The 21,409-nt window shown below is 52.5% G+C and carries 12 protein-coding genes and 1 CRISPR repeat array; of the genes, 6 read left to right on the top strand and 6 right to left on the bottom strand.

Going from position 1 to position 21,409, the window contains the following annotated elements:
- Positions 1–3: 3 nt before the first annotated feature.
- The 3 genes from CFELI_RS05925 to CFELI_RS05915 are packed head-to-tail and all read right to left on the bottom strand — an operon-like array spanning position 4 to position 5,883.
- Complete coding sequence (locus CFELI_RS05925) at positions 4–1,488, bottom strand: hypothetical protein (protein ID WP_277104371.1); 1,485 nt, start codon at positions 1,486–1,488, stop codon at positions 4–6.
- On the bottom strand, positions 1,485–4,781 hold the full coding sequence (locus tag CFELI_RS05920; RefSeq protein WP_277104372.1) for a DUF5682 family protein: 3,297 nt from the start codon (positions 4,779–4,781) through the stop codon (positions 1,485–1,487). Before CFELI_RS05920 ends, CFELI_RS05925 begins: the two co-directional genes overlap by 4 nt.
- On the bottom strand, positions 4,768–5,883 hold the full coding sequence (locus tag CFELI_RS05915) for an ATP-binding protein (RefSeq protein WP_277104373.1): 1,116 nt from the start codon (positions 5,881–5,883) through the stop codon (positions 4,768–4,770). Before CFELI_RS05915 ends, CFELI_RS05920 begins: the two co-directional genes overlap by 14 nt.
- Positions 5,884–6,272: 389 nt before the next feature.
- Between CFELI_RS05915 and CFELI_RS05910 the strand changes: the two genes are divergently transcribed.
- The 6 genes from CFELI_RS05910 (at position 6,273) to CFELI_RS05885 (ending at position 16,500) form a co-directional block, all read left to right on the top strand.
- Positions 6,273–6,869, top strand: a complete 597-nt coding sequence (locus CFELI_RS05910; protein WP_277104374.1) for a type I-E CRISPR-associated protein Cas6/Cse3/CasE — start codon at positions 6,273–6,275, stop codon at positions 6,867–6,869.
- A gap of 31 nt (positions 6,870–6,900) precedes the next feature.
- Positions 6,901–8,277: a type I-G CRISPR-associated protein Cas7 gene (locus CFELI_RS05905; RefSeq protein ID WP_277104375.1), complete on the top strand. Its 1,377-nt coding sequence runs from the start codon at positions 6,901–6,903 to the stop codon at positions 8,275–8,277.
- A gap of 3 nt (positions 8,278–8,280) precedes the next feature.
- Positions 8,281–9,675: a type I-G CRISPR-associated protein Csb2 gene (csb2, locus tag CFELI_RS05900; protein WP_277104376.1), complete on the top strand. Its 1,395-nt coding sequence runs from the start codon at positions 8,281–8,283 to the stop codon at positions 9,673–9,675.
- Positions 9,668–13,354: a type I-G CRISPR-associated helicase/endonuclease Cas3g gene (gene cas3g / locus CFELI_RS05895; RefSeq protein WP_277104377.1), complete on the top strand. Its 3,687-nt coding sequence runs from the start codon at positions 9,668–9,670 to the stop codon at positions 13,352–13,354. Before csb2 ends, cas3g begins: the two co-directional genes overlap by 8 nt.
- A 40-nt stretch (positions 13,355–13,394) precedes the next feature.
- Positions 13,395–15,375: direct repeats of the CRISPR family, unit length 29 nt; unit sequence GTAAGCCCCGCACACGCGGGGATGATCCG.
- 611 nt (positions 15,376–15,986) lie between these two features.
- Positions 15,987–16,232 carry a type II toxin-antitoxin system Phd/YefM family antitoxin gene (locus CFELI_RS05890; protein WP_277104378.1) on the top strand — a complete coding sequence of 82 codons (246 nt, stop codon included), beginning with the start codon at positions 15,987–15,989 and terminating at the stop codon, positions 16,230–16,232.
- A gap of 10 nt (positions 16,233–16,242) precedes the next feature.
- Positions 16,243–16,500: a type II toxin-antitoxin system RelE family toxin gene (locus CFELI_RS05885; RefSeq protein ID WP_277104379.1), complete on the top strand. Its 258-nt coding sequence runs from the start codon at positions 16,243–16,245 to the stop codon at positions 16,498–16,500.
- A gap of 176 nt (positions 16,501–16,676) precedes the next feature.
- Here CFELI_RS05885 and pheT read toward each other — a convergent pair whose 3' ends face one another.
- From pheT to CFELI_RS05870, 3 genes are all read right to left on the bottom strand, one after another.
- The gene (gene pheT / locus CFELI_RS05880; RefSeq protein WP_277104380.1) at positions 16,677–19,175 is read right to left on the bottom strand and encodes a phenylalanine--tRNA ligase subunit beta; all 2,499 of its coding nucleotides are present in this window, start codon (positions 19,173–19,175) and stop codon (positions 16,677–16,679) included.
- 27 nt (positions 19,176–19,202) lie between these two features.
- Positions 19,203–20,234 (bottom strand): phenylalanine--tRNA ligase subunit alpha, encoded by a 1,032-nt coding sequence (gene pheS / locus CFELI_RS05875; protein WP_277104381.1) that lies wholly within the window; start codon positions 20,232–20,234, stop codon positions 19,203–19,205.
- A gap of 336 nt (positions 20,235–20,570) precedes the next feature.
- Positions 20,571–21,341, bottom strand: a complete 771-nt coding sequence (locus CFELI_RS05870) for an alpha/beta fold hydrolase (RefSeq protein ID WP_277104382.1) — start codon at positions 21,339–21,341, stop codon at positions 20,571–20,573.
- Between the last annotated feature and the right edge of the window lie 68 nt (positions 21,342–21,409).

Genomic DNA, 21,409 nt, shown 5'->3' with positions numbered 1-21,409 from the left:
TTTCTACTGTGTCTTTGTGGCTGATGCATAAAACGCTAGTGCGGTGACCGTGTGCTGGTTGTAGCAGGTTGCTAGGCGTTCAAGGAGTTGGGCTGCTGTTGGCGCGTTGAGGCTGCGGAGTTTTTCAACGTCTCGTGCTATCTGTGTGTGACAGATGCCTCGGTTGCCTTGGAGTGCGAAGCGTTGTATCCACGAGGCGATAATTGTGTGTGGGGTGGGGTGGATATTTGCTAGTTGTGTGAAGGCACTAAATTTTGCCACATCAGCACCGCGGAGATCGAGTCCGGGGATGAGTCGTTGCTGCCCGAGCCATATCGCGCGAATTTTTTCTTCGCTGATGATGAGGGTGATTTTTTCGCCCAGGATTTTGCTTACTAGCCCTGCTACGCCGCAGCGTTGTGCCGTTGCGCTAAAGCTGTATTCACCCCCAGACCCTAGTGATACTTTGGCAAAATCGGCATAAGTCACCTCGCCAGTTACTGAGTGGACACCGGGGATTGCTCTGACGTGTTCGAGTAGTACTTCGTGTCCTTGTGCAGCGCGGGTCTTTTTCCCTGCGCCAATGCGTCCGTCGGCGCTGACGGTTCCGCCGGAGATAATCACTGTGCGGGTCGAAAGCTGGGCAAGTGAGGTATTGATGTCGCCTAGTTGCACTGGTCCTTGCCATACTCGTGTGATTGTGTCGCTGTTTCCCGGCGGGGTTTTGCCCACGGTGAACAGTGTGCCTGTTTTATCTGCAAAGGTGACCACCGCGCCGGCAAAGCCTGAATCCGTGATTACTGGTTCGGCGAATATGGGTGTGAATATGCCGTCGTCACGCCCGGGTGTTAGTTCTGCATAGACGCGTCGTGCTACACCAACGGTGGCGGGGTTGAAAGGTTGGTGTGTGATCAGGTGGGTGATTTCTAGCAGCGCGCCGAACGCGTGCGCTAGTGCTTGTCGACGCGGTCTCGCCGTCGCCTGTGTTGTGCGGCATTGCTTCCACAGCCTAGCCACGGCGGTTAAGGAACGCTCAAGGCGGTGGAGTTTGTGGGTGCGCGCATGGTGCACCGCAGCTACTAATTGCGCATATCCCAGCGGGTTGAGTGCTGGGATTCCGTAGAACACCAATTCTTTGATCACTGGTGCAATAAGATCGTGTGCCTCTTTCAGCGCCTCCTGCTGGGTTAGGGTCGTGGTAGTTTCAGGCGGGTTCTCCCCCGTGTCTTGAGCTGTGTGTGCAGGCTGTTGGTCTGTTTGTGTTTCTTCTATGTCTGCTGCGAGAGCGACCGCACCGCAGTGTGCGCACTTGGGCGACAGGAGGCAATCGCAGGCGAGTGAGCCATCTGTGAAGCTGACCGTGTTTGATCCAATGACCACGATTAACGGATCAGGGCTAATGGTCCATGAGCTGCTTTCTGCTGTGAGTGCTTCTGCACGCTTTTTCAACCTCGTGGGCAAGCCGCTAACAATCTCATGAATAAGCTGTGGTGGTAGTTGATATGTCACTTCAGTACCTCCGTCACCCACCGCGCTAACTCCAAGGGCGTTACCTGCGCAACGCGCATACCTGCGCTGACCACTTGTTTAACAATAGCTTCGTTATAAGTCGCTTGTCCGGAATCATCCAAGGCTGCACAGCCCATGAGTCGTACCCCGCTGCTGTGCAGGCGTCGGATTGCATCCACCAGGGGGTTTGTCGGACCGAATTCCTCAAAATCTGTCACCAGAATCACTGCTGTGCGGGAGGGGTTGCTCACACGATTTTCCGCATAGCGTAGCGCCCGAGCAATATTGGTGCCTCCGCCGACAGAAATTTCCAGCAGCAAACTCAACGGGTCATCAGCATGGTCGCTTAAATCCACCACTTCTGTGTCGAAGGTGATGAAGGTGACTTTCATGGTGCGGATCTGGGTGAGGATCGCTGTGGTCATCGCGGCGAAAATTGTCGATCGTTCCATTGACCCGGACACATCGACCACCACGATCACATGCCACGGTGAGATTTTTTTCTGGGTTTGGAAAAACTTCGGATTCACCGGAACAATGCTGGGGCGGCCATCAATCTCCACCACATTCTTCACGTTCGCACGGATTGTGGCGGGAAGGGCGAGCCGCGCAGATTTCTTCGTCCCCACCTTGGCTGCGGTTAGCTGCGAGAGCGCTGGCCGGATCTGGCTGGCTAGTTGCTCGCTGAGTTCTTTGACAATTTTTTCCACTACGGGTCGAAGTTTCGCCACCCTCGCTTCAGGGAGTGCACCTTTTATGTTGAGGATTGTTTGCAGTGTTTCCACACTCGGGACAACGGAATCGGCATCCAGATGCGCAACAACATCACTGCGCCCTGCTTCTAAGGCATCGGCAAAGATTTCTTGCACGCCTTCGTCGCCAAATAATAGCTCAATGTCTTGCTTCCATTCCCGAGTAGAAATGGTGCCTGGTTTATTCCCCGCTCTCACCCGGCCATCCCCACCGAATGTTTCCTCAGGGCTGCTACCGTAAAGCTCATCCAAGGTGGCTGCCATGGTGCGTGCGTTGCCTTCCAGCTGGTCGGGTTGCGCCCCGAGCACAAGCCGCCACCTGGTGGCAGGGTCGAAGCTTAAGTCCATTAATCCAAGGGTTTTAAGCAACTTGCGCGCGTTGGCGTCTCTTTGGGCAAATTCCAGTGCGTCTTCGGGTGAAAGCCCGGAAGAAAACTCTGTGTCAATGCTGCCCAACCGTTCTTCGAGTCGATCAAGAAACGCCTCACGATCAACAGGGCTTGTGTGATCGAAAACGGCGCGGTAGTTCGGGAGGTGTCCAACAAATGTTGCGTCAGGAAGAGTCTCAATGTTGTGGATAAATTCTTCTAGGAGGGGTGATTCCGGCCATGCGGAACCTAAAGCCGCAAAAAAGCCAATCAGTTTCGGCTTTGAGGCACGATCAACCCACGACCCCACCATCGCTGAGGTATTCCTTTCAGGCGCAAGCGCATAGGCCGCGCCTTGCATCAGGTCGCTACCTTTAGTTTTCATTCGCCTCAGCGCATAATTAAGTGCGCCTTCGTATTCGCCCCCAAAAGACATCAGCTGCCCTAACGCGCGGGCATCATTCGGGTCTGAAGAACCCGCAATGCCTTCAATGCTGGCGATAATAATAGGCACGAGCTCTTGGGATAGTGCCACGCACTGTTCTTTCGTGGATTCTTCCAGCATGAGCGCACCAGCATCCGTGGCAGATACCACCCCAGACAGTGTTTCAGCTACCGTGACTGCGTGGCGCAGGCTGAGTTGCTGCAACCACGAGGTACTCAACTCCTCCACAATGTGGCGCACAACTAAATCGAGGCCACAGCCGATGGCTGTTTCGAGTGCGCCCAACATTTTTTCTAAGGTCAGGTCCATCCCCTGAAGCCGCACAAACAGAAGATGGGTGACTGCTTGCGCTAGGGTCACGCCGTGCGCTGCCGCGAGATTAACAGCTGTTTCTGCGCTTGGACTCCACGTGCAACTTACCTTGTAGCCTAGCGATTTGAAGCCGCGGTTATATCCCACGGTTTTATCCACCACGTACGGAATCTTGAGCGCTTTTAGCTGGTTTAAGAGCACGTGGCGTTTTAGTGCGGTCGGCCCGCTGAAGGGGTCGAGGCGAAAAGTTTTGGTGGGTGCGGAAATATCGGCAGGTAGTTTAACTTTTTCTAGTTGCCGTTTGGTTTCTTCCACCAGCGCTGGTGTGGGTGTGCCTGGTGCGACTTTCCCTAAAACATTTCCCACCAGCACTTTTTCTAATGCGCGGGCGACGGCGCGTCCCCGACCCATGATTTCACCGTGGGCGAAAACTGTGGTCACTGCTTCAATTACTTCTCGACGCCCTACACTGGGCAGCTGTCGAAGCCCAGCTAAGTCGCAGGCAACCCGCACCGCCTCAATGGTTTCCCCAGTGCCCGCCGAATGGCCTTGTGCACGCAACTGCCTCGTAATTTTCACCATGACTTCATAGACGAGCTGCGTTATTTCCTCTTTGCTTGCGCCCAGCACTTCTTGCTGCCACCAAGGGTCGCGGATTCCCGCCCCGTAGCCGGATCGGGAGTCTAATTGCGCATAGGAATAGGGAACGATGGATGTGGTCACTGTGTCACAGTCTGCGAGGCTATCGATGCTGGCACCGTCATCTTCTAGGAGCCCTTTACAGTGGTAGGAACCCACCACAATGAGGGTTCGCTCGGGAACCGATTTCAGCGCATGGCGCATGTAGCGTTCGCGTCGCAATGTGCGCAAGTCAGGCCGCTCGACAAGCCGGGTGGCTACACCTACAGCTAATGCCGCTGTGCGGATAGCCTGCCAGGATTGGCCTACCGCACGGGTTTCCACACAGGTATCCCAAGTTTCTTGGCTGATAATCTCTGAACTTTGACTAAGCTCTGTGAATCCATCCAATTCTTCTAAGCCTGCAGCTGTGCCGATGGGTGCGCCAACGGGAAGGTCGATGGGATAGATGGGGATGTTGTGTGCGAGTGCCCAGCGCATGATTGCTAGTTCTGGGGAGAATTCTGCAAATGGGTACAAAACCCCTGAGTTTAAACGCCCAGCCACCGCAGCGGCGATAGCTATGGGCGGTTTCGTTTCCTCATGCGCGATCCAATGCACGCAATCGGCAAGGTCGGCGGGAAGTTCCACCGCAATTGCCTGCACATTGAGCGCCTTGGCTGCCTCAACCACCATGCGCGCGCATGCCGGCGAGTGGTGCCTAATCCCCACGATATAGGGGTAGTCCCCCAGGCTTGCGAGTGCCTTTCTAAAGTCCAACTCATTAACTAATTCCATGGCGGTTATCCCACAAGATAGCCCACGGCGAGTTGGGGTTGGCGTTCGCGCGGCGTTGGATGGCTTTGTCGAAGTAGGCGATGATTCTTTCGGTATCTTTCTCATCGTCTTTGCGCACCGCACCCAAAATGTGGCCCGGGATCAGGGCGAGCTGCGCACCCGAATCCGGAAAATAGGCAGCTGCCAAGCTGATTGAGGTGGAAATGGCGACAGCCTCCGCAGTGGACATCACTGTTGTTGGTTTCGCCACGCTCCAGCCTTCTTCAGTAATTCCGCTGCGGAGGTCTTTGAAGATGGTCACGAGTGTGTCTACGACGGCGTCGTCGACGTCGATAAGCGCCTGCGCATCGGCGATTGCACGCTGGGTGCGGCTTTTCACAAGCGCAACCTCGGCCTTCTTGTCGGCAATGGGGTCGACGTGTTCGAAGTTGAAGCGGCGCTTGAGGGCGGCGGACATTTCGGACACGCCACGATCCCGCAGGTTCGCGGTTGCGATTACGCAGAATCCTTCGCGGGCGGGCACGCTGTAGTCGCCCAGTTCGGGGACTGCTATTCGACGCTCAGACAGCACGGGTACAAGGCTGTCTTGGATTTCGGGTTGGCAGCGGGTGATTTCTTCAATTCGGGCCACCTTCCCTGCCCGCATCGCGCTTAATACAGGTGAGGGTACCAGTGCTTTTTCACTGGGGCCTTCGGCTAACAGCATGCCGTAGTTCCAGCCGTAGCGTAGCTGATCTTCGGTGGTGCCCGCGCTGCCTTGGACGGTGAGTGCGGAAGTCCCACAAATAGCTGCGGAAAGAAGCTCGCTCAGCATGGATTTCGCAGTACCTGGTTCACCGACCAGCAATAAACCACGCGCCCCAGCAAGAGTAACTACGCAGCGTTCGACCAATGATCGATCCCCAATGAATTTGGGCGCAATATCCATGCGCTGATTATTTTCAAGCCGCAGCCCCGATCCCCCACAGATAAACACCACGACCGCTTTGGGTGTCAGTTCCCAGCCCGGTGGCTTGGGCCCATCATCCCACTTTTTTAAGAACGCAAGCTGATCAGCGTATTCATCTTCAGGCAGGGCTATTTGAATGGGAACAGTTTTCATAGCTACTGATTGTAGTTTTCGCATCGAACATGGCAGGACAAAATGCAAAAATTTTTTCGAACGCCTCCATCAAACTTCACAGCTCCACCACACAGTAAACTTACTTTTCATTCCAGGATTAAACACTGTAAAACTGAGAAATACTCATCAGCACCCACAAGACGTAAGGCCACCCCCAATATTAGGTAAAAATCACGGCAACCTGCTGGAAAACAAACTGAGTTTCACTTTTTATCGACAATCCCTTCCGGCAAGAGTGTGAGCAAACTAAACTAACAAAACCAACAGGGAAACCTGCTGAAGCTAAAAATCTCTCATATTAATCAGGGGATTTCTTGAGTAAATTACCAACAATACAAAGAACAATCTTAGTGGAAAAAGTTGACCTAGTGTCTTGCTTCCACAATTCTCGCCGTGATGCCCACAAAGTTCTTATGCGTTGCCTCGACGGAAGCAATCTTGATGCCGAATCTCCTCGATCTGATGCCGAGCTGCTGTGGCACTTCGATATAACCAGCCGAGTTCTTACCGTGCGACACCACGAAAAAGCTACGTTCACCAAGCCCAAAGGAACGACCGAACTAGCGTCTCAACAATTCACTGCACCCACCGGCGCGCTTAGCGCCCATGTGCTCGTGGCTCGCCAATACTCCCCCTCTGTGCCAAGGAATCTTGAATTAGAGGAGTTTATGAAATCGCAAGGCTTTGCTATCAAACGCCCTCGCTCACGTTTAACGCCTGTGCCTGTCTCAAACCTTGAAAATTGGGCGCGACAGGTTTTCCAACGTCAAGGACTCACGATCACTGACTTGTCAGTTACCCAAACAGACAGCATTTATTTGTCGCGCATTCGAAAGAAAGAATCAATTCCCACAGCTTCGATCGTTTTAACCGCCGAAGGTGAAAACAACACCCTATCTACGTTGCTTCGTACTGGAATCGGCCGTGGTAGAAACTACGGCCTGGGCCTCATTCGACCACTCTAATCCACTTTGCACTTTCAGAAAGGAAAATTAAATGACCACTACGCTTACCCATGATCTCCTTCTCGAACTCGCCGCTGACAGAAATGCTGCCATCATTCTTTGCGATACGACTTACGAGCCCGCTGCTGGTGTTGGCTCACCCATTGCCCCTGCCACTTACGCAAAATCTGAATCCAAAGCTGACGCGAAAAAACCGTCCGAGCCAGCATTCACCGAACGTACAGTATTAAGAAAACCGAATAGTCTTGGTTTCCACACTCCAATTATGGACAACGATTCTCCGCGTATTGGCAGCGCAGTCCAAGTTGCCTCTGTTGGGGATCAAGCAACACGTGTGGAAAATGCTCTCTGGGCCGAGCGTGATGCTCTTGATCTTCCCGGTATTGTTCTCAATGTTGATGAAAGCGCATTGAATCTAGCCGAGGAAGTATTTAGGAACGAGCTGAAAAAGCGAGCTAAGAAATTTAATCACCCAACTGAGCGCAGTGAAAGCTATCTGCCCGAGTTTCTCCGACTCATGGAATTTGGCGGTGTCTCATCGTGGACTGCACCACACCGTCATGCGGACGCTTGGTTGCGCACCTCCATTGATCCTCGAACGAATAGGCCGGTTTGGGCTGGGGGCGATTTGTACAACACAATCATTTCAGGTGGCCCTACCAATGTCCTCCCTTTGTTAAAGCTCAGCCCCAACGCCCTTTTATTCGGCTATTGGCTATCCATCGGAGCCCCAATCGCCCATAAAATGGCTCGTTCTTTCACTGCATCCATCATAGGATATGACGCCCACAAACTCTGGATATCAGCGACTAAAGGTTCCCCCTACCCCGCTTCCGGCAAGACCGCCATGTCCACCGATCCCCAGACTGGTGAAATCACTTTCCAACCCAATCAGAGCGCCAAGAATGCAAAGGGATTCGATTCACCTTCACACTTTGGCTTTGGCATGGTACCAACCGCTTGGTCAAACAAGCTTGTTACCTGCGCAAACATTTTGGGATCCACCACGATCTCGTTAACTGGTTTGCGCGCAGCGGTAGCACAAGATCAAAGCTTAAATGGAGAACAGAAAACTGCAGTTGTTGCTGCATTAGCGGCGTTGGGTATTTACGGCCGCATCCTCGCCAACGAAAATTCTTTCCTTCGTTCAGGTTGCGATCTCATCGATACCAACAATTCATGGGGCTTACGCCGTCGAGGGACACGAGAAATAGATTCTCTAAATATTGGCAATGACAAGTCGGTACTTCTTCCAACAGTGAAAGAGACTCTCGACCATGCCCGCAAGTTGGGAGTATTCGGTAGCTCAAAAGACCGAATTTACCTGGTACCTTCTAAGCAAGGTTTGCAGATCATTACTGAGGCTATCCTAAACCAGTCCTCTGGCAGCAGCAAGGAAAGCGATTAACCGGTGTCAACTTTTTTGGCAATTAACGTTCATTGGGAAGGTGAGGCCACTTTCAGTGGTAGGTTGCCCCAACAAGGCACCAACCGTGAATGGCCACCTGCTCCCTCGCGAATATTTGCGGCTTTAGTCGCTGGGGCTGCGGCATCATTAGATGCCAAAAAGTGTTTTGATACCCTTGAAGTTCTAGAATCGTTGCCAGCTCCAATAATTGTTGCTGGTGAGGCTTTCGACGCCATCGATCCATTGCATTACACGCCGAAGGTTAATAAGTATCCTTTCCCAGATTGGTTTTTCGAGAATCGTAGTAAGCCGAAATCTGCGAAGATGGAGGATCTCAAAGGCTGTTTACGCATCAGCGATTGGCATGAACTTCGAGCTTTTTCGGAACACGTTTCTTACGGAAAACGACTCAACGGTGCTCGGACTGTCTCGTCTCCTGATCTTTCTTATTTGGTTTCCTTGGATTCCCTTTCACCTAAGGAACAATTGCAGCTTTGTGCGATTTTAGATCAAGCTGCCGAAGGAATACCTTACTTTGGTTGCTCAAACGATTTGGTGACTGTGGTTGTAGAGTTCTTTGAAGGAGATTTGGCGTCATTCGATAACCAAGGGCGGCGACTCTACATTCCCAGCCTCAGTTCAACTGGACTGAAGCTTCGTGGCTGGGCACCAGGCTACTTGCAAAGTCTTAAGAGTCGTCATGAGGAACGAACTACTGAGGGTCTAGTCGATTCTGGGGCACCTGACCTCCAATCACCAGATATCCATTACGTTTCAATTAACAACCATGACTGTGATCCATTTTTTATCTTCGCTGTAGAGCCCAGTGTAAGGGCACATTCTTGTGCTCGATATCTAAAAGAGATTTCAGATCGCACTGATTGCTCAGTTACCCCTCTCGTATTTGGGGACGATCTGCATGGCGATGGACGGCTTATGGGCGTTATGGTTCAAGCGAAGTCTTTTGAAGAAGTTATTCTGCGGACTCAGGAGCTTCTTCCACTTGAGTGGGTTGTCGAACCTTCAGACTACAAGCAAAGTTTGGATCCTCGGAATATTTTCCTATCTGATCATTTGTGGCGATCTGTCACTCCGGTGCGTTCTTACAACAAACTTGACTACGCTCATGCTCATATCCTCATGGAACTTCGCGATAAGACAGGGCTAGATGTTCCTGAGATCAACATCCTTGAAATTAAGCCTGCCCCGTTATCTCAAGGGAGTGGCAGAGCACCGAAGGTTGGCCCTTCTCAGTTTTTAACCCCAGGGTTTGTTGATTGGCACATACATGTGAAATTCGAATTCCCCATTACTGGGCCGATCACTGTTGGATTCGATACTTCTGTTGGGTGTGGGGTTCTTACCCAAGCTTCTTCTAATGGAGGGCACAATGCTTAAAAGAGATTTTCCTACTTTCGCTGACTTCTTCCAAGAAGTACATGGCTTTGCCCCCTATAATTGGCAAATCGAGCTTTCTAACTTTGTAGCGAGTACTGGTAAATTCCCTGATCGAATCGCTATTCCAACAGGGTTAGGCAAAACTAGTGCTATCGATGTGGCAGTTTGGGCTTTAGCAAAACAAATTGTTGAAAGAGTTCCTCGGTCAATTGGCCAAAGAATCTTTCACGTTGTGGAACGTAGGATTGTTGTTGATGGCGCCTATCAGCATGTCGAACGTCTGCAGGAGGCAGTAACCAAAGGTGAAACGCCAGCTGTTCGTGCTGTCGCATCAGCCCTTAGTAGCCTTCAGCATTCAGCGCAGATGTCTCCGTTGGGCATCACAAGTTTCCACGGTAGCAAACATGATCAGTTTGATTGGCTGGATGTCAATGGCGCTAAGATCATCGTGACTACCGCAACTCAATTTACGATGCGTGTTTTAGGCCAAGCACCAGGCGTTTCTTCTGCTACCCGCCCCATTCACGCAGCGCTTACTGCCTTGGATTCAGTCGTTCTTTTCGATGAACCACAGTTAGCCGCTGTCCAAGTTTCTACGCTACGAGATGTGGCTGAAATTCAAGCTCCCCGCTGCGAGAAACTTGGTGTTCCTCCTATGCAGATTTCACTTTTAGGCGCAACGATTCCGCCAGAACTTGTTCGCGATCATGACTCGCAAATCCATGTGAATGTGAAAAAGGAATCAAAGCACTTACAAATTTTGTGGAAAGCATTGCGCCCAGTAATGGTTGAGCGCTTAATGGCTCAAAACCCGAATAAAACTGTTCAGGCAATAACTGAGTCAATCGTTACAAGTGTTTTTAATTTTTACGATCGAACGCCGCAAAAAGACGCTAAGGCTGCAGTGGTTGTTAATTCTGTTCAGCAGGCGCGTTTAATTGCGGAAAAACTTGAAAGTGAATTTAGGAAGCGTAAAGATTCGCGCCAAGTTAAGCTCATAACTTCACGCATACGTGCTGCAGATCGCCCAAAGGAATCCTCGGAGATTGTTTCTCCTAACCATATTCTTGTAGCAACCCAAACAGTTGAGGTTGGCGCAGACTTTTCAGTGGATTTCCTTGCAACTGAACTTGCGCCTTGGCCCAGTTTAATTCAGCGATTCGGCCGCCTAAATCGCAATGGACAGTCACAAAACCCCCAAGGTCTAGTGGTTATTCCTTTACTCGAGAACAAAGATGCGGTTATTGGTTCTGATGCATCGAAGGCAGTTTACGGCGAAGAACCACTTTTGGCCACCAAAGAACTCCTTGCTCTCATGACGGAAGAAAACCAGTCGATCTCTGCGTCTCTTTGCGATGTGCATGAGGCACTTGAGCATACACCAAATGAGCTCCTAAAGAGGGTTTGGCCTGCTCCAGCACGAACCGCGAAGTTTACTTTTGAGATAGCCAAGCATTTTTTGGCTACTACCACTCCGTATTCTCCTCCATTAGATGTGGATGCATGGCTTACCGGACCTGATTCTACAAAGCGCGCTGAACTTGTCACCATCGCATGGCGGGCGGACTTGAATACACTACAGACTTGCGTTTTACAGCCAGCAGAAACAATTGAATTATCAATTCATGAAGTGTTGGCTTTTCTAGGCGAGGATCATAGAGCTGATTCACTTATAACCGATATTGATTTGCATTCATTCGCTCCAAATAAATTAAATAAAGAAAAGATTGAAGAGAAACTCAACCGTATTCGTGTTTCTTTTGGCGATCAGTGGTTCACTCCAGAAAAACTCTCAGATCTTCGTCCAGGCTGCACCATTGTTTTTGCTACATGTTTGGGAGGATATTCTCCCTCGTTAGGCTTTTTGCCTAACAATGCCCATTGCTGCACTATGGAAGTTCCTGATGTTAGTTTGGCTTTAGCGCTGGAAAATTCTCAACCTTTCTGGGCGCCATTAAATGCTAATACTTATATTTCTGCAGGTGGTGAGAATTGGGATGAAATTGATGAACTTTTGAACAATACCGAGATTTTGCGACGTGAACGTAGATCGCTCATCGCGGAACATATTCGGTTAAGTTTTCCTCAGTTCGGTTCCGCTCGTGTACGTTTCACAAAGCAGGGAAAGTCGGTATTGCTATGCCGCAATTCGGGAAAGGATTCCCATTCTAACAACAACTGTGTAACTCTTGCGGAGCATAGTACGCAAGTTAAGAAGCTCACTGAGCAAAAGCTTTCTTACTTTGATATTGATAGCCAGCTTCGTGAAGATTTGCTGGATGCTGCCTTTTTGCATGATCACGGAAAAGCTATTGATTCTTTCCAAATGATGTTAGGAAAGTTGGCTCACGACCCATTGTTGGCGAAAAGCTACAATCGGCATTCGATTAGTTCTAGCTTAGCTTTACTGCCGGAAAGCTATGATCATGCTAGTGCTGCGGCGATCGCAGCAGAAAAGGTTGGCTTTTCTCCTTTAGTTTGCCATTTAATTGCTTCCCACCATGGCGGTGCTCGTGGTGTGAATCGTTTGAATGCTGCGACTGCAAAGTGGATTAATCGTTTTGTAGCACTTAGTGGAGAATTTGGCCTTTGGGGCCTTTGTTGGCTGGAGTCTGTGTTGCGAATTTCAGACTGGGAAGCATCTGCTTTTCCAGATCCTAGCGTTTCACCTCTTTCTTTGAATACCGATGTTATCAATCATATTCAACACTCTGGCGTGCGACCTGATCATGATTTTTGTCATGATTTTGTTCTAAAAGAAACGCCTTTGCTCGGTTTAGCTTTGAGGAAGGCTAAAACATTGAACTGGTTTGCTTCCATGGGTGTCCTTTCCTTCGTTAGCCTTTACGATGAAAAGGCACGATTGGAGTTCAGAAATGGGGTTCCGATCATCTTAAGCAATACGGATATTGACACAATTTTTAATAAATTTTATGATTTTTGGCAAGGTTTTGTGGTTTCTACTAATAAAATTCTCAAGGAATTAGCAAATTCAAAACTCTCAACCAAAAATCAAAAATTGAAAATTTCTCCCGCACTGGTCGATTATTTGGAAAAACATGATTGGCCGGACGATTATAAGCGCATTGCGACTGCGCTTTGGTGTTCACATTTACCCCGCGATTCGGTTAAAGAAGAGTATGTAGTCCCTCGCTGGATCAATCCGTCTACGGGGGAAGAGGTTCCTCAATGTGTGTGCTCCGACACGTATCTTTTACCTTTAAGTTTGCTTGCTCGAAACTCGTCTGCATTCAATTACCCTGATTCTTTCGATGTTAGTGTGCTTTGGAGCGCTGGTAAGGGATGGTCCCATGAAACAGAGCTGAGGGGTGCGGGAGGTTTAGATATGGCCTCGGATGGTTCGAGCAATTTAGCCACCGATTCGCTTTCGCGCTCTTTAGTGGTTCCTTTGGCCTTATTCGGGGTGTTGAGCTTGGGTAAAACGTTAGCACCGTATGGAAATGGAACTTTTTCTTTCCGTCGTGGTTCTTCGGTGGTGTTTAACAAGTATCAATTGCCCATTGTCGAGCGTGAATCATTTACAATCTCCGAGTTCGAGTTCTTGATTCGGGTAGCGCCAGAGCTTATTTCTCATCAACTATTGATCGCTGATGTTTCTACTCGTGCCAATGAAAAAATGTGGGCTTCAACGAACTCAAGAATAACTAGAATTGAATGAAATCATCCTCACATACTGCCATCCTCCCTGTTAAACTAGGGTAAGCCCCGCACACGCGGGGATGATCCGCGCTGCAGCTTCACCCCACCGCAAGCCAACCGGTAAGCCCCGCACACGCGGGGATGATCCGAAGCATCTCGGAGAACCGTGCTGGCAGCTCGTGTAAGCCCCGCACACGCGGGGATGATCCGTTGAAAGGGTCTGCGCCTGCCGCGTTTGATACGTAAGCCCCGCACACGCGGGGATGATCCGGGCGCGTTGAACTCGATTACGAGGACTGGGCTGTAAGCCCCGCACACGCGGGGATGATCCGACGTCGCCGCATACTGCATAGTGGCACCAAACGTAAGCCCCGCACACGCGGGGATGATCCGGACATATAATGCGGTATAAAACACAGCCTGGAGTAAGCCCCGCACACGCGGGGATGATCCTAACGGCTACCTCGGGGCGTATTCCGCCCATGAGTAAGCCCCGCACACGCGGGGATGATCCGGGCGCGTTGAACTCGATTACGAGGACTGGGCTGTAAGCCCCGCACACGCGGGGATGATCCGGTTATGCCCGCTGCGAAGGTGGCTAAGGTTAAGTAAGCCCCGCACACGCGGGGATGATCCGCGACTATCAAACCAACGGTTCAGGGCGGGGAGATAAGCCCCGCACACGCGGGGATGATCCTGGGTTGGTCTGACATCTCAGCAGACTGCGATGGTAAGCCCCGCACACGCGGGGATGATCCGCTATGGGTGTTGCCGATGATGTTATTCATGTGGTAAGCCCCGCACACGCGGGGATGATCCGCGAAGAAGTCCGCTACAGGCTAAGCGACGTACGTAAGCCCCGCACACGCGGGGATGATCCGCTATCAGAATGAGCATTAATGAAGCTGTCCAAGTAAGCCCCGCACACACGGGGATGATCCGATGCATCGACTGGCGCTTCGCTTCTGCCACGCGTAAGCCCCGCACACGCGGGGATGATCCGAAATGATAGGGAGCGTTATATCCATTGCAGAAGTAAGCCCCGCACACGCGGGGATGATCCGCAAGAACTAGCCCCGCCACGGTGTGCACAACCGTAAGCCCCGCACACGCGGGGATGATCCGATTGGCGGCGGGTTGGCTATTCACTTTGTTCTGTAAGCCCCGCACACGCGGGGATGATCCGCGCTCATGACGCTGCTAACTGAGCAGACCAGCGTAAGCCCCGCACACGCGGGGATGATCCGTCGTTTACCGCATTACGGAAAGTCTCGCAATGGTAAGCCCCGCACACGCGGGGATGATCCGAAAGGTATCCCGTTCGTGGAGGAGGTTGCGGAGTAAGCCCCGCACACGCGGGGATGATCCGCGAGACACGCGAGCCGTCATTCAGGATGCCCAGTAAGCCCCGCACACGCGGGGATGATCCGCCGTTGAGAGGTTCTACGAGAACAACACTCGTGTAAGCCCCGCACACGCGGGGATGATCCTACGCCCTTGAGTGGATCAAACTGGGCGACACCGTAAGCCCCGCACACGCGGGGATGATCCGAAGATTCCGCAGCAAATGCTCTACGCCAAAGCGTAAGCCCCGCACACGCGGGGATGATCCGGTGTTGCATCTCCGCTAGGGCTTGTGGATTGTGTAAGCCCCGCACACGCGGGGATGATCCTGGCTTCAACGCTTGTTGCATCAACCGCCCCTGGTAAGCCCCGCACACGCGGGGATGATCCGTCCCTAAGGGCTGGAACACCCATAAGCATCCGGTAAGCCCCGCACACGCGGGGATGATCCGTACGAAGTAACGTAACTGGAAATTCCGCTAATGTAAGCCCCGCACACGCGGGGATGATCCGGTAACGCGGCCATTTTCGTGGTGGTAGTACTCGTAAGCCCCGCACACGCGGGGATGATCCGCAAACTATCCCCCCTAACCCCCTTAATCACATGTAAGCCCCGCACACGCGGGGCTGATCCCGTGGGCACCGCTCCGACGAGCACCATCACGCTGTAAGCCCCGCACACGCGGGGATGATGCGGTTTTTGCATTCTTATCGAGCCACCACGATCGCGAAAATTGGGAGCTGAAGAAAATACCATTTCACTAGGAAAAACACATCCAAACTACTGCTAAGCAAGGACCTCCCAGTTAAGGAAGCAACCGAAATATGTAACACACTGCTTGAACGATTTTCCCTAGCTTGATCCAGTACACCCCTAGTTCTCTGAAAGTCACCTACAACGATAATGCTAATTCAAGCCCCATATCCCCGAACGTGTGTCAACCATGGACGTGAGAAAACACGACCAAGACTGGCAACATTCCCAACGAGTTGGGCTTTGTAAGCAAAGGCCAATACCCTGGCGTGGGAAACACGATGTGTACAGTTCGCCACCTTGCGGGTGTATGCAGTAGATCCCACTGTGAAAGTTCACCTTCTCTGCTTGGTTTATTGCTTTAATCAACGTTATTTCATCAGTTCAAAGATGCTTTTCTTTCTACACACTCTTACCCGCACCCCATGAAAAATCCGAGTTAGTCCTTGAGGGAATAAACGGATCAGCGGCGATGAAAACATAGTTAGTCAATGCCTGAAAACTTCGACAGAATACTAGACGTACAACTTGTACAAGTAGTACACTAAGACCCATGACTTACGTAACGCTTTCCCAATTCCGCGAAAAACAAAGTGATTACATTGCGGCTGCACAGCGCGAACCTGTAATTGTCACGTCGCGTGGAGCAAGGCGTCGCGCAGTTGTGGTTTCACCTGAGTTTTATGATCGAGCCATGCAAGCAATCGAAGATCAAGAAGATATTCGCGCTGCAACCGAAGCACGCAACGAGATCGGACGCGTCTCTCATGATGAGCTAATCCGCGAACTCGGGATCTGACGCTTCATCTATGCCATACGAAATTAGCTACGTTCCTTCCGCTGCAAAAGCAATAAGAAAGCTCGATAAGCAAACTGCCATAAAAGTTGTTAACGCGATCAGCGAATTAGCAAACAACCCACGGCCAAACGGTTGCATTCAGCTTCGAGGCGGAAATGGTGAATATCGCATAAGAGTAGGCAGCTATCGAATAATCTACGATATCCACGACCAAGAACTCATCATTCTTGTGCTCCGGGTAGGTCATCGGCGGGAAATATATCGATAAACCCAGTTAAGGTCTTTTGATTTCGGTAAGAGCTACCACCCCAATTGTCCGCAGAGACAGAAGGTGAAAATTTCAGCACAGAGCAGAAGGCAGCGACACTGCGTACCAGACTCGCTGCCGAAAAGATTAAAGGCCCTCACAATCGTCAATCGTGAGGGCCTTAGTGCTAAGAAATTTTACGCTCGCATCTGTGCACCGAAACGCTGCGCAGCTAGGTCTGCTGCGGCGAGGCGTCCGGTGGAGCACTCGTCATCAGTGAGGGTGCGGTCAGGGGCGCGGAAGGTCAGGGCGAAGGCCAAGGACTTCTTGTCCGCGCCGAGATTCTCCGCGCGGTAAATGTCGAACAGCTCCACCTTCTCAAGAAGCGGACCAGCGGCCTCAACAATTGCCTGGCGCACAGCCTCAGCAGGAGTTTCCTCATCGACCACAAGCGCCAAATCCTGCTTCAAGGTGGGGAAAGCCGACAGCACAGGAGCCGGAAGGACCTCAGTCACCGGAAGCTTTGACACATTCAACTCCATAGCGCAGGTGCGCTTCGGAAGGCCAAGGCGCTCAACAACCTGTGGGTGCAGTTCGCCGGCATGGCCGATAATTTCGCCGTCGACAAGCAAAGCAGCACAGCGGCCAGGGTGCCACGGCAAGTGCTCCACGTTCTTAAGCTCCAGCTCAACACCGGCTGCGCGAGCAACAATCTTCGCCGACTCAATCGCATCCGCATAGGTGTACTCGCGTCCCTTGCCCCACGGACCTTCGAACTCAACAAGTCCGGTGCCCACGGTTGCCACATAGAGTGGCTGGTACGGCAGCGACTCAAGCAGCTCATTGACTTCCTCAGCGCTGGGGCGCTTTGTCACATCAGGCATCGGGGAGATACCCGCGCCACGAGCAAACGCCACTTGCTGCTGGCCGAACAAGTACAAATCAGTGAGTCCGCGAGCCACATTGCGCGACAGCGCCTCCAACATAGATGGCAGCAACGTGGTGCCCAGCACCGCATACTCCGCATCCAGCGGATTTTGCACCTTCACCACAGCGCGGCGCTCATCATCTTCAGCCAAATCCCACGTATCAAACGTGTCTTGGCGGATGAACGGGGTGGGCAAGATCTCCACATAACCGTTGTACGCAAGCGCATGGCCAATCGCACGGCGACGCTTCTGCACTGGGGTCAAGCCACGGCCCACAGGTGCGGGCGGCACGATGGAAGGAATATCCTCCAAGCCCTCAAGGCGCAGAATCTCCTCCACCAGATCACAAGACTCGGTCAGGTCAGGACGCCACGTCGGCGGGGTGACCTCCAGCTTGCCACCGCAACTGGACTCTTCCACTTGGCAACCAACCTCTTCGAGGCGGGCAATCACAGTCTCACGGGAATACTCCACGCCCGCGATCTGGGCAGGACGATTCGCTGCCATGGTAATCACAGGCATCGCAGGAACCTCGCCCACCAAGGTGCGACCGGCCTCAATGGTGCCGCCAGCAATCTCCTGCAACAGGGAGCAGGCCATATCCAAGGCCACCTCAACCAGGGCAGGATCAACACCGCGCTCAAAACGGCGCGATGCCTCACTCGACAACTTGTGACGGCGGGAAGTACGCGCCGTGGTGATCTGATCCCAGTTCGCAGCCTCAAAGTACACATTGGTGGTCTCATCCGAAATCTCAGATGTCGATCCACCCATCACTGCAGCCAAAGACTGAATACCGTTATCGTCACAGATAACAACATCCTCAGCATCCAAGGTGCGCTCCACATGGTCGAGGGTGAAAAGCTTCTCCCCCGCCTGCGCAGTGCGCACAACCAAGTTTCCGGAAATCTTATCCGCATCAAAAGCGTGCATCGGCTGGCCCAACAGCAACATCACATAGTTAGTCACATCCGTAGCCACATTCACAGGACGCTGACCAGCCAGCATGAGCTCGCGCTCCATCCACAATGGGGTCTTGGCATGAGGATCGATGCCTGTGACCTTGCGCAACCCGAAACGGCGCGCTTTCGTCTCAGCCTTGAGTTCGACGTCGATAAGCGAGCCGGATGCAGCCGGAACATTCGCAAACGTTGCCTGCGCAGGATCGTTGTACTTCAAGCCGAAAGCCGAAGCCAGCTCGCGGGTCAAGCCACGGGCAGACAGTGCGTAACCGCGGTCTGGGGTGATGTTCACATCAAACACGGTGTCGTCGAGCCCCAGCACTAAACGGGCGTCATCGCCAGGTTCACCTAGCTGAGGGTCAATGGTCATAATGCCGGATGCCTTATCGATCAGACCCAGCTCAGCGGCAGAACAAATCATGCCCGCCGACATGCGACCATACGTTTCACGTGCAGCAATAGCGAAATTGCCGGGCAAAACCGCGCCAGGAAGCGACACAATAACAGTGTCACCTTCAACAAAATTGCGGGCACCACACACGATCGACTGCAGCTCACCCGTGCCGTTCGCTTGACCCACATTCACCATGCAGTGACGGATCGGCTTTTTAAAACCCTCCAGCTCCTCAATAGACTCCACGCGACCGATAACCAGCGGACCTGTGGTTTCGGGGATCGACTCGTACCCTTCAGTTTCAAAACCGACGCGCACGTAGCCAGCATCCAGCTCGTCAGGGGTTACGCCCTTCCATTCAGGGTTTGCCTCACTAAGGAGCGTGCTCACCCAGCTTTGAGTAATCAGCATTATTTTCTTCCTTCTCCTTCGTGTGAGTTAAGCCTGAATGCCGAATGGCATGGTGAAACGAACATCGCCCTCAACCATGTCACGCATGTCGTTGAGGCCGTTGCGGAACTGCAAGGTGCGCTCAAGGCCCATGCCGAACGCAAAACCGGTGTACACCTCGGGGTCGATACCCGCTGCACGCAGCACGTTCGGGTTCACCATGCCGCAGCCGCCCCACTCGATCCAGCCAGCGCCACCCTTCTTATTTGGGAACCACACATCTACCTCGGCGGACGGCTCGGTGAAGGGGAAGTAGTTGGTACGCATGCGGGTGCGCGTATCGGGCCCGAACAGGGTCTTTGCCAGATGATCCAGGGTGCCGCGCAGGTGCGCCATGGTCAGCCCCTTATCCACGGCCAAGCCCTCAATTTGGTGGAAGACTGGGGTGTGGGTTGCGTCAAGCTCGTCAGTGCGGAACACGCGACCAGGGCACACAACATAGATAGGAACATCGCGGTCGAGCATGGTACGCATCTGCACAGGAGACGTGTGCGTGCGCAGCACCTGCTTCGAACCAGCAGAAGACACATGGAAGGTGTCTTGCAGCGTGCGCGCAGGGTGGTCAGGGATGAAGTTAAGCGAGTCGAAGTTGAAGTACTCCGCCTCCACCTCGGGACCATCTGCAACCTCGTAGCCCATAGCGACGAAGATGTCGGCGATGTGCTCGCTCAGCGTCGTGATGGGGTGCAAGGCACCAGTTTGGGTGCGGGTGGTGGGCACGGTGACATCAATGCGTTCAGCTTTGAGCACCTCAGCATTGCGCTTTTCTTCCAGCACAACCTTGGTGTCGGCATAGAGCTTTTCGACGCGGCCACGTGCCATATTGACCAAGCGGCCGGCCTCCTTGCGCTCTTCCTTGGGCAGGGAGCCCAGAGCGCGACGAGCCTGGGGAATCGGGGCGTCGTCGCCGAGGTGATCACGGCGAGCAATGGCTAACTCTTCGAGGTTAGTGGCAGCAGCGAAAGCTTGAGCAGCAGCCTCAGCTGCAGCATTCAAATTCGCTTCGGAAAGCTCAGACACTGGTACTTGTCTCCTTATACACCTTTAATGAAGGTTTTTTATTAACCCAACCATATTAGCTCTAGCAGGCACCACTGCCCCAATCTAGGTGCATGCCACTGCCTCAAACCCTAAAGAACCCTAATCACCTCATCCTCACAGGCTGGAGCCTGAGGGCAGCATTTCACCCCCACTCCGATCCCCACTCCGGCCAAAAGGCGTCGGATGCTCACTAAGCCCGCCGAACCCCTCATGACGTTCAGCAGGCACACTGCACCCCACCGCAAAGTCAGCGTTGAGCGCACTGCGAGGGTACACGCACTGCGTGAACACGCGCTCAACGATGCACTGTGTGGGCTAGAAAAAATGCTGCTGGATCAATCTGGTGACTTCCCGTTCACTTTCGATATTGATGAGGTGGCCTTCTGCATCCACTTCAACAAGGCGAGCATTCGGAATAAGCGCTGCGATTTCTTCCAATCCTTCAACTGGGGTCACACAATCGCCGCGTCCAGCAATCACAAGGGTGGGCACACTGATCTGGTGAAGACGAGGGCGGAAATCTTCTTCCCCGAGCGCACGGAAAGCAGCGACAAAACCTTCACAGGAAATCCCTGCGATCATCTGCTGGAAACCTGCCACCGTGGCGGGGTGTGTTTGCGCAAAATCGCGCCCAAACCACTGCGGAATCATCGCAGCAGCCTGCGCTTCCATTCCGTGAGTGATCGCATGCTCAATATAAGCATCCCACTGGCTGGCAGGTTGAAATGTTGCCCGCGTTGCTAAAAGCGCAACCTTTGTTACTCGCTGAGGGTTTACTAATACCATCTGTTGGGCAACAAGGCCACCGAGCGATAACCCCACCACACCACATTTTTCTACACCGAGTTCATCAAGCGTAGCCACCACATCTTCTGCCATGGCAGCCACGCTGAGCGGACCTTCTTTCAACGCACTATTTCCATGACCGTGATGGTCAAAGGCAATCACGCGACGGGTTGATGCCACTGCATCCAACTGGGGAATCCACATCTGCCAAGTGGAGGCAAGGGACCCGAGAAAAACGATCGGCTCAGTATCGCGCGGGCCGAAATCAACAAAGTGAAGGCGTGTGTGTCCTGTATTCATAGCGCCCACAGTAGAAAAAATGGGCATGCCCAGAGAAGAAGTGTTCCACACAGCGGACCTCATCGCAG

The organism is Corynebacterium felinum (assembly GCF_030408755.1).
Taxonomy (GTDB): Bacteria; Actinomycetota; Actinomycetes; order Mycobacteriales; family Mycobacteriaceae; genus Corynebacterium; species Corynebacterium felinum.
This window is presented reverse-complemented; position numbering and strand designations above follow the sequence as displayed.

Coding starts and splice junctions, on each gene's coding strand:
- CFELI_RS05920 (WP_277104372.1), bottom strand. CDS start 4,781: ATGGAATTAGTTAATGAGTTGGACTTTAGAAAGGCACTCGCAAGCCTG.
- CFELI_RS05915 (WP_277104373.1), bottom strand. CDS start 5,883: ATGAAAACTGTTCCCATTCAAATAGCCCTGCCTGAAGATGAATACGCT.
- CFELI_RS05905 (WP_277104375.1), top strand. CDS start 6,901: ATGACCACTACGCTTACCCATGATCTCCTTCTCGAACTCGCCGCTGAC.
- cas3g (WP_277104377.1), top strand. CDS start 9,668: ATGCTTAAAAGAGATTTTCCTACTTTCGCTGACTTCTTCCAAGAAGTA.
- CFELI_RS05890 (WP_277104378.1), top strand. CDS start 15,987: ATGACTTACGTAACGCTTTCCCAATTCCGCGAAAAACAAAGTGATTAC.
- CFELI_RS05885 (WP_277104379.1), top strand. CDS start 16,243: ATGCCATACGAAATTAGCTACGTTCCTTCCGCTGCAAAAGCAATAAGA.
- pheT (WP_277104380.1), bottom strand. CDS start 19,175: ATGCTGATTACTCAAAGCTGGGTGAGCACGCTCCTTAGTGAGGCAAAC.
- CFELI_RS05870 (WP_277104382.1), bottom strand. CDS start 21,341: ATGAATACAGGACACACACGCCTTCACTTTGTTGATTTCGGCCCGCGC.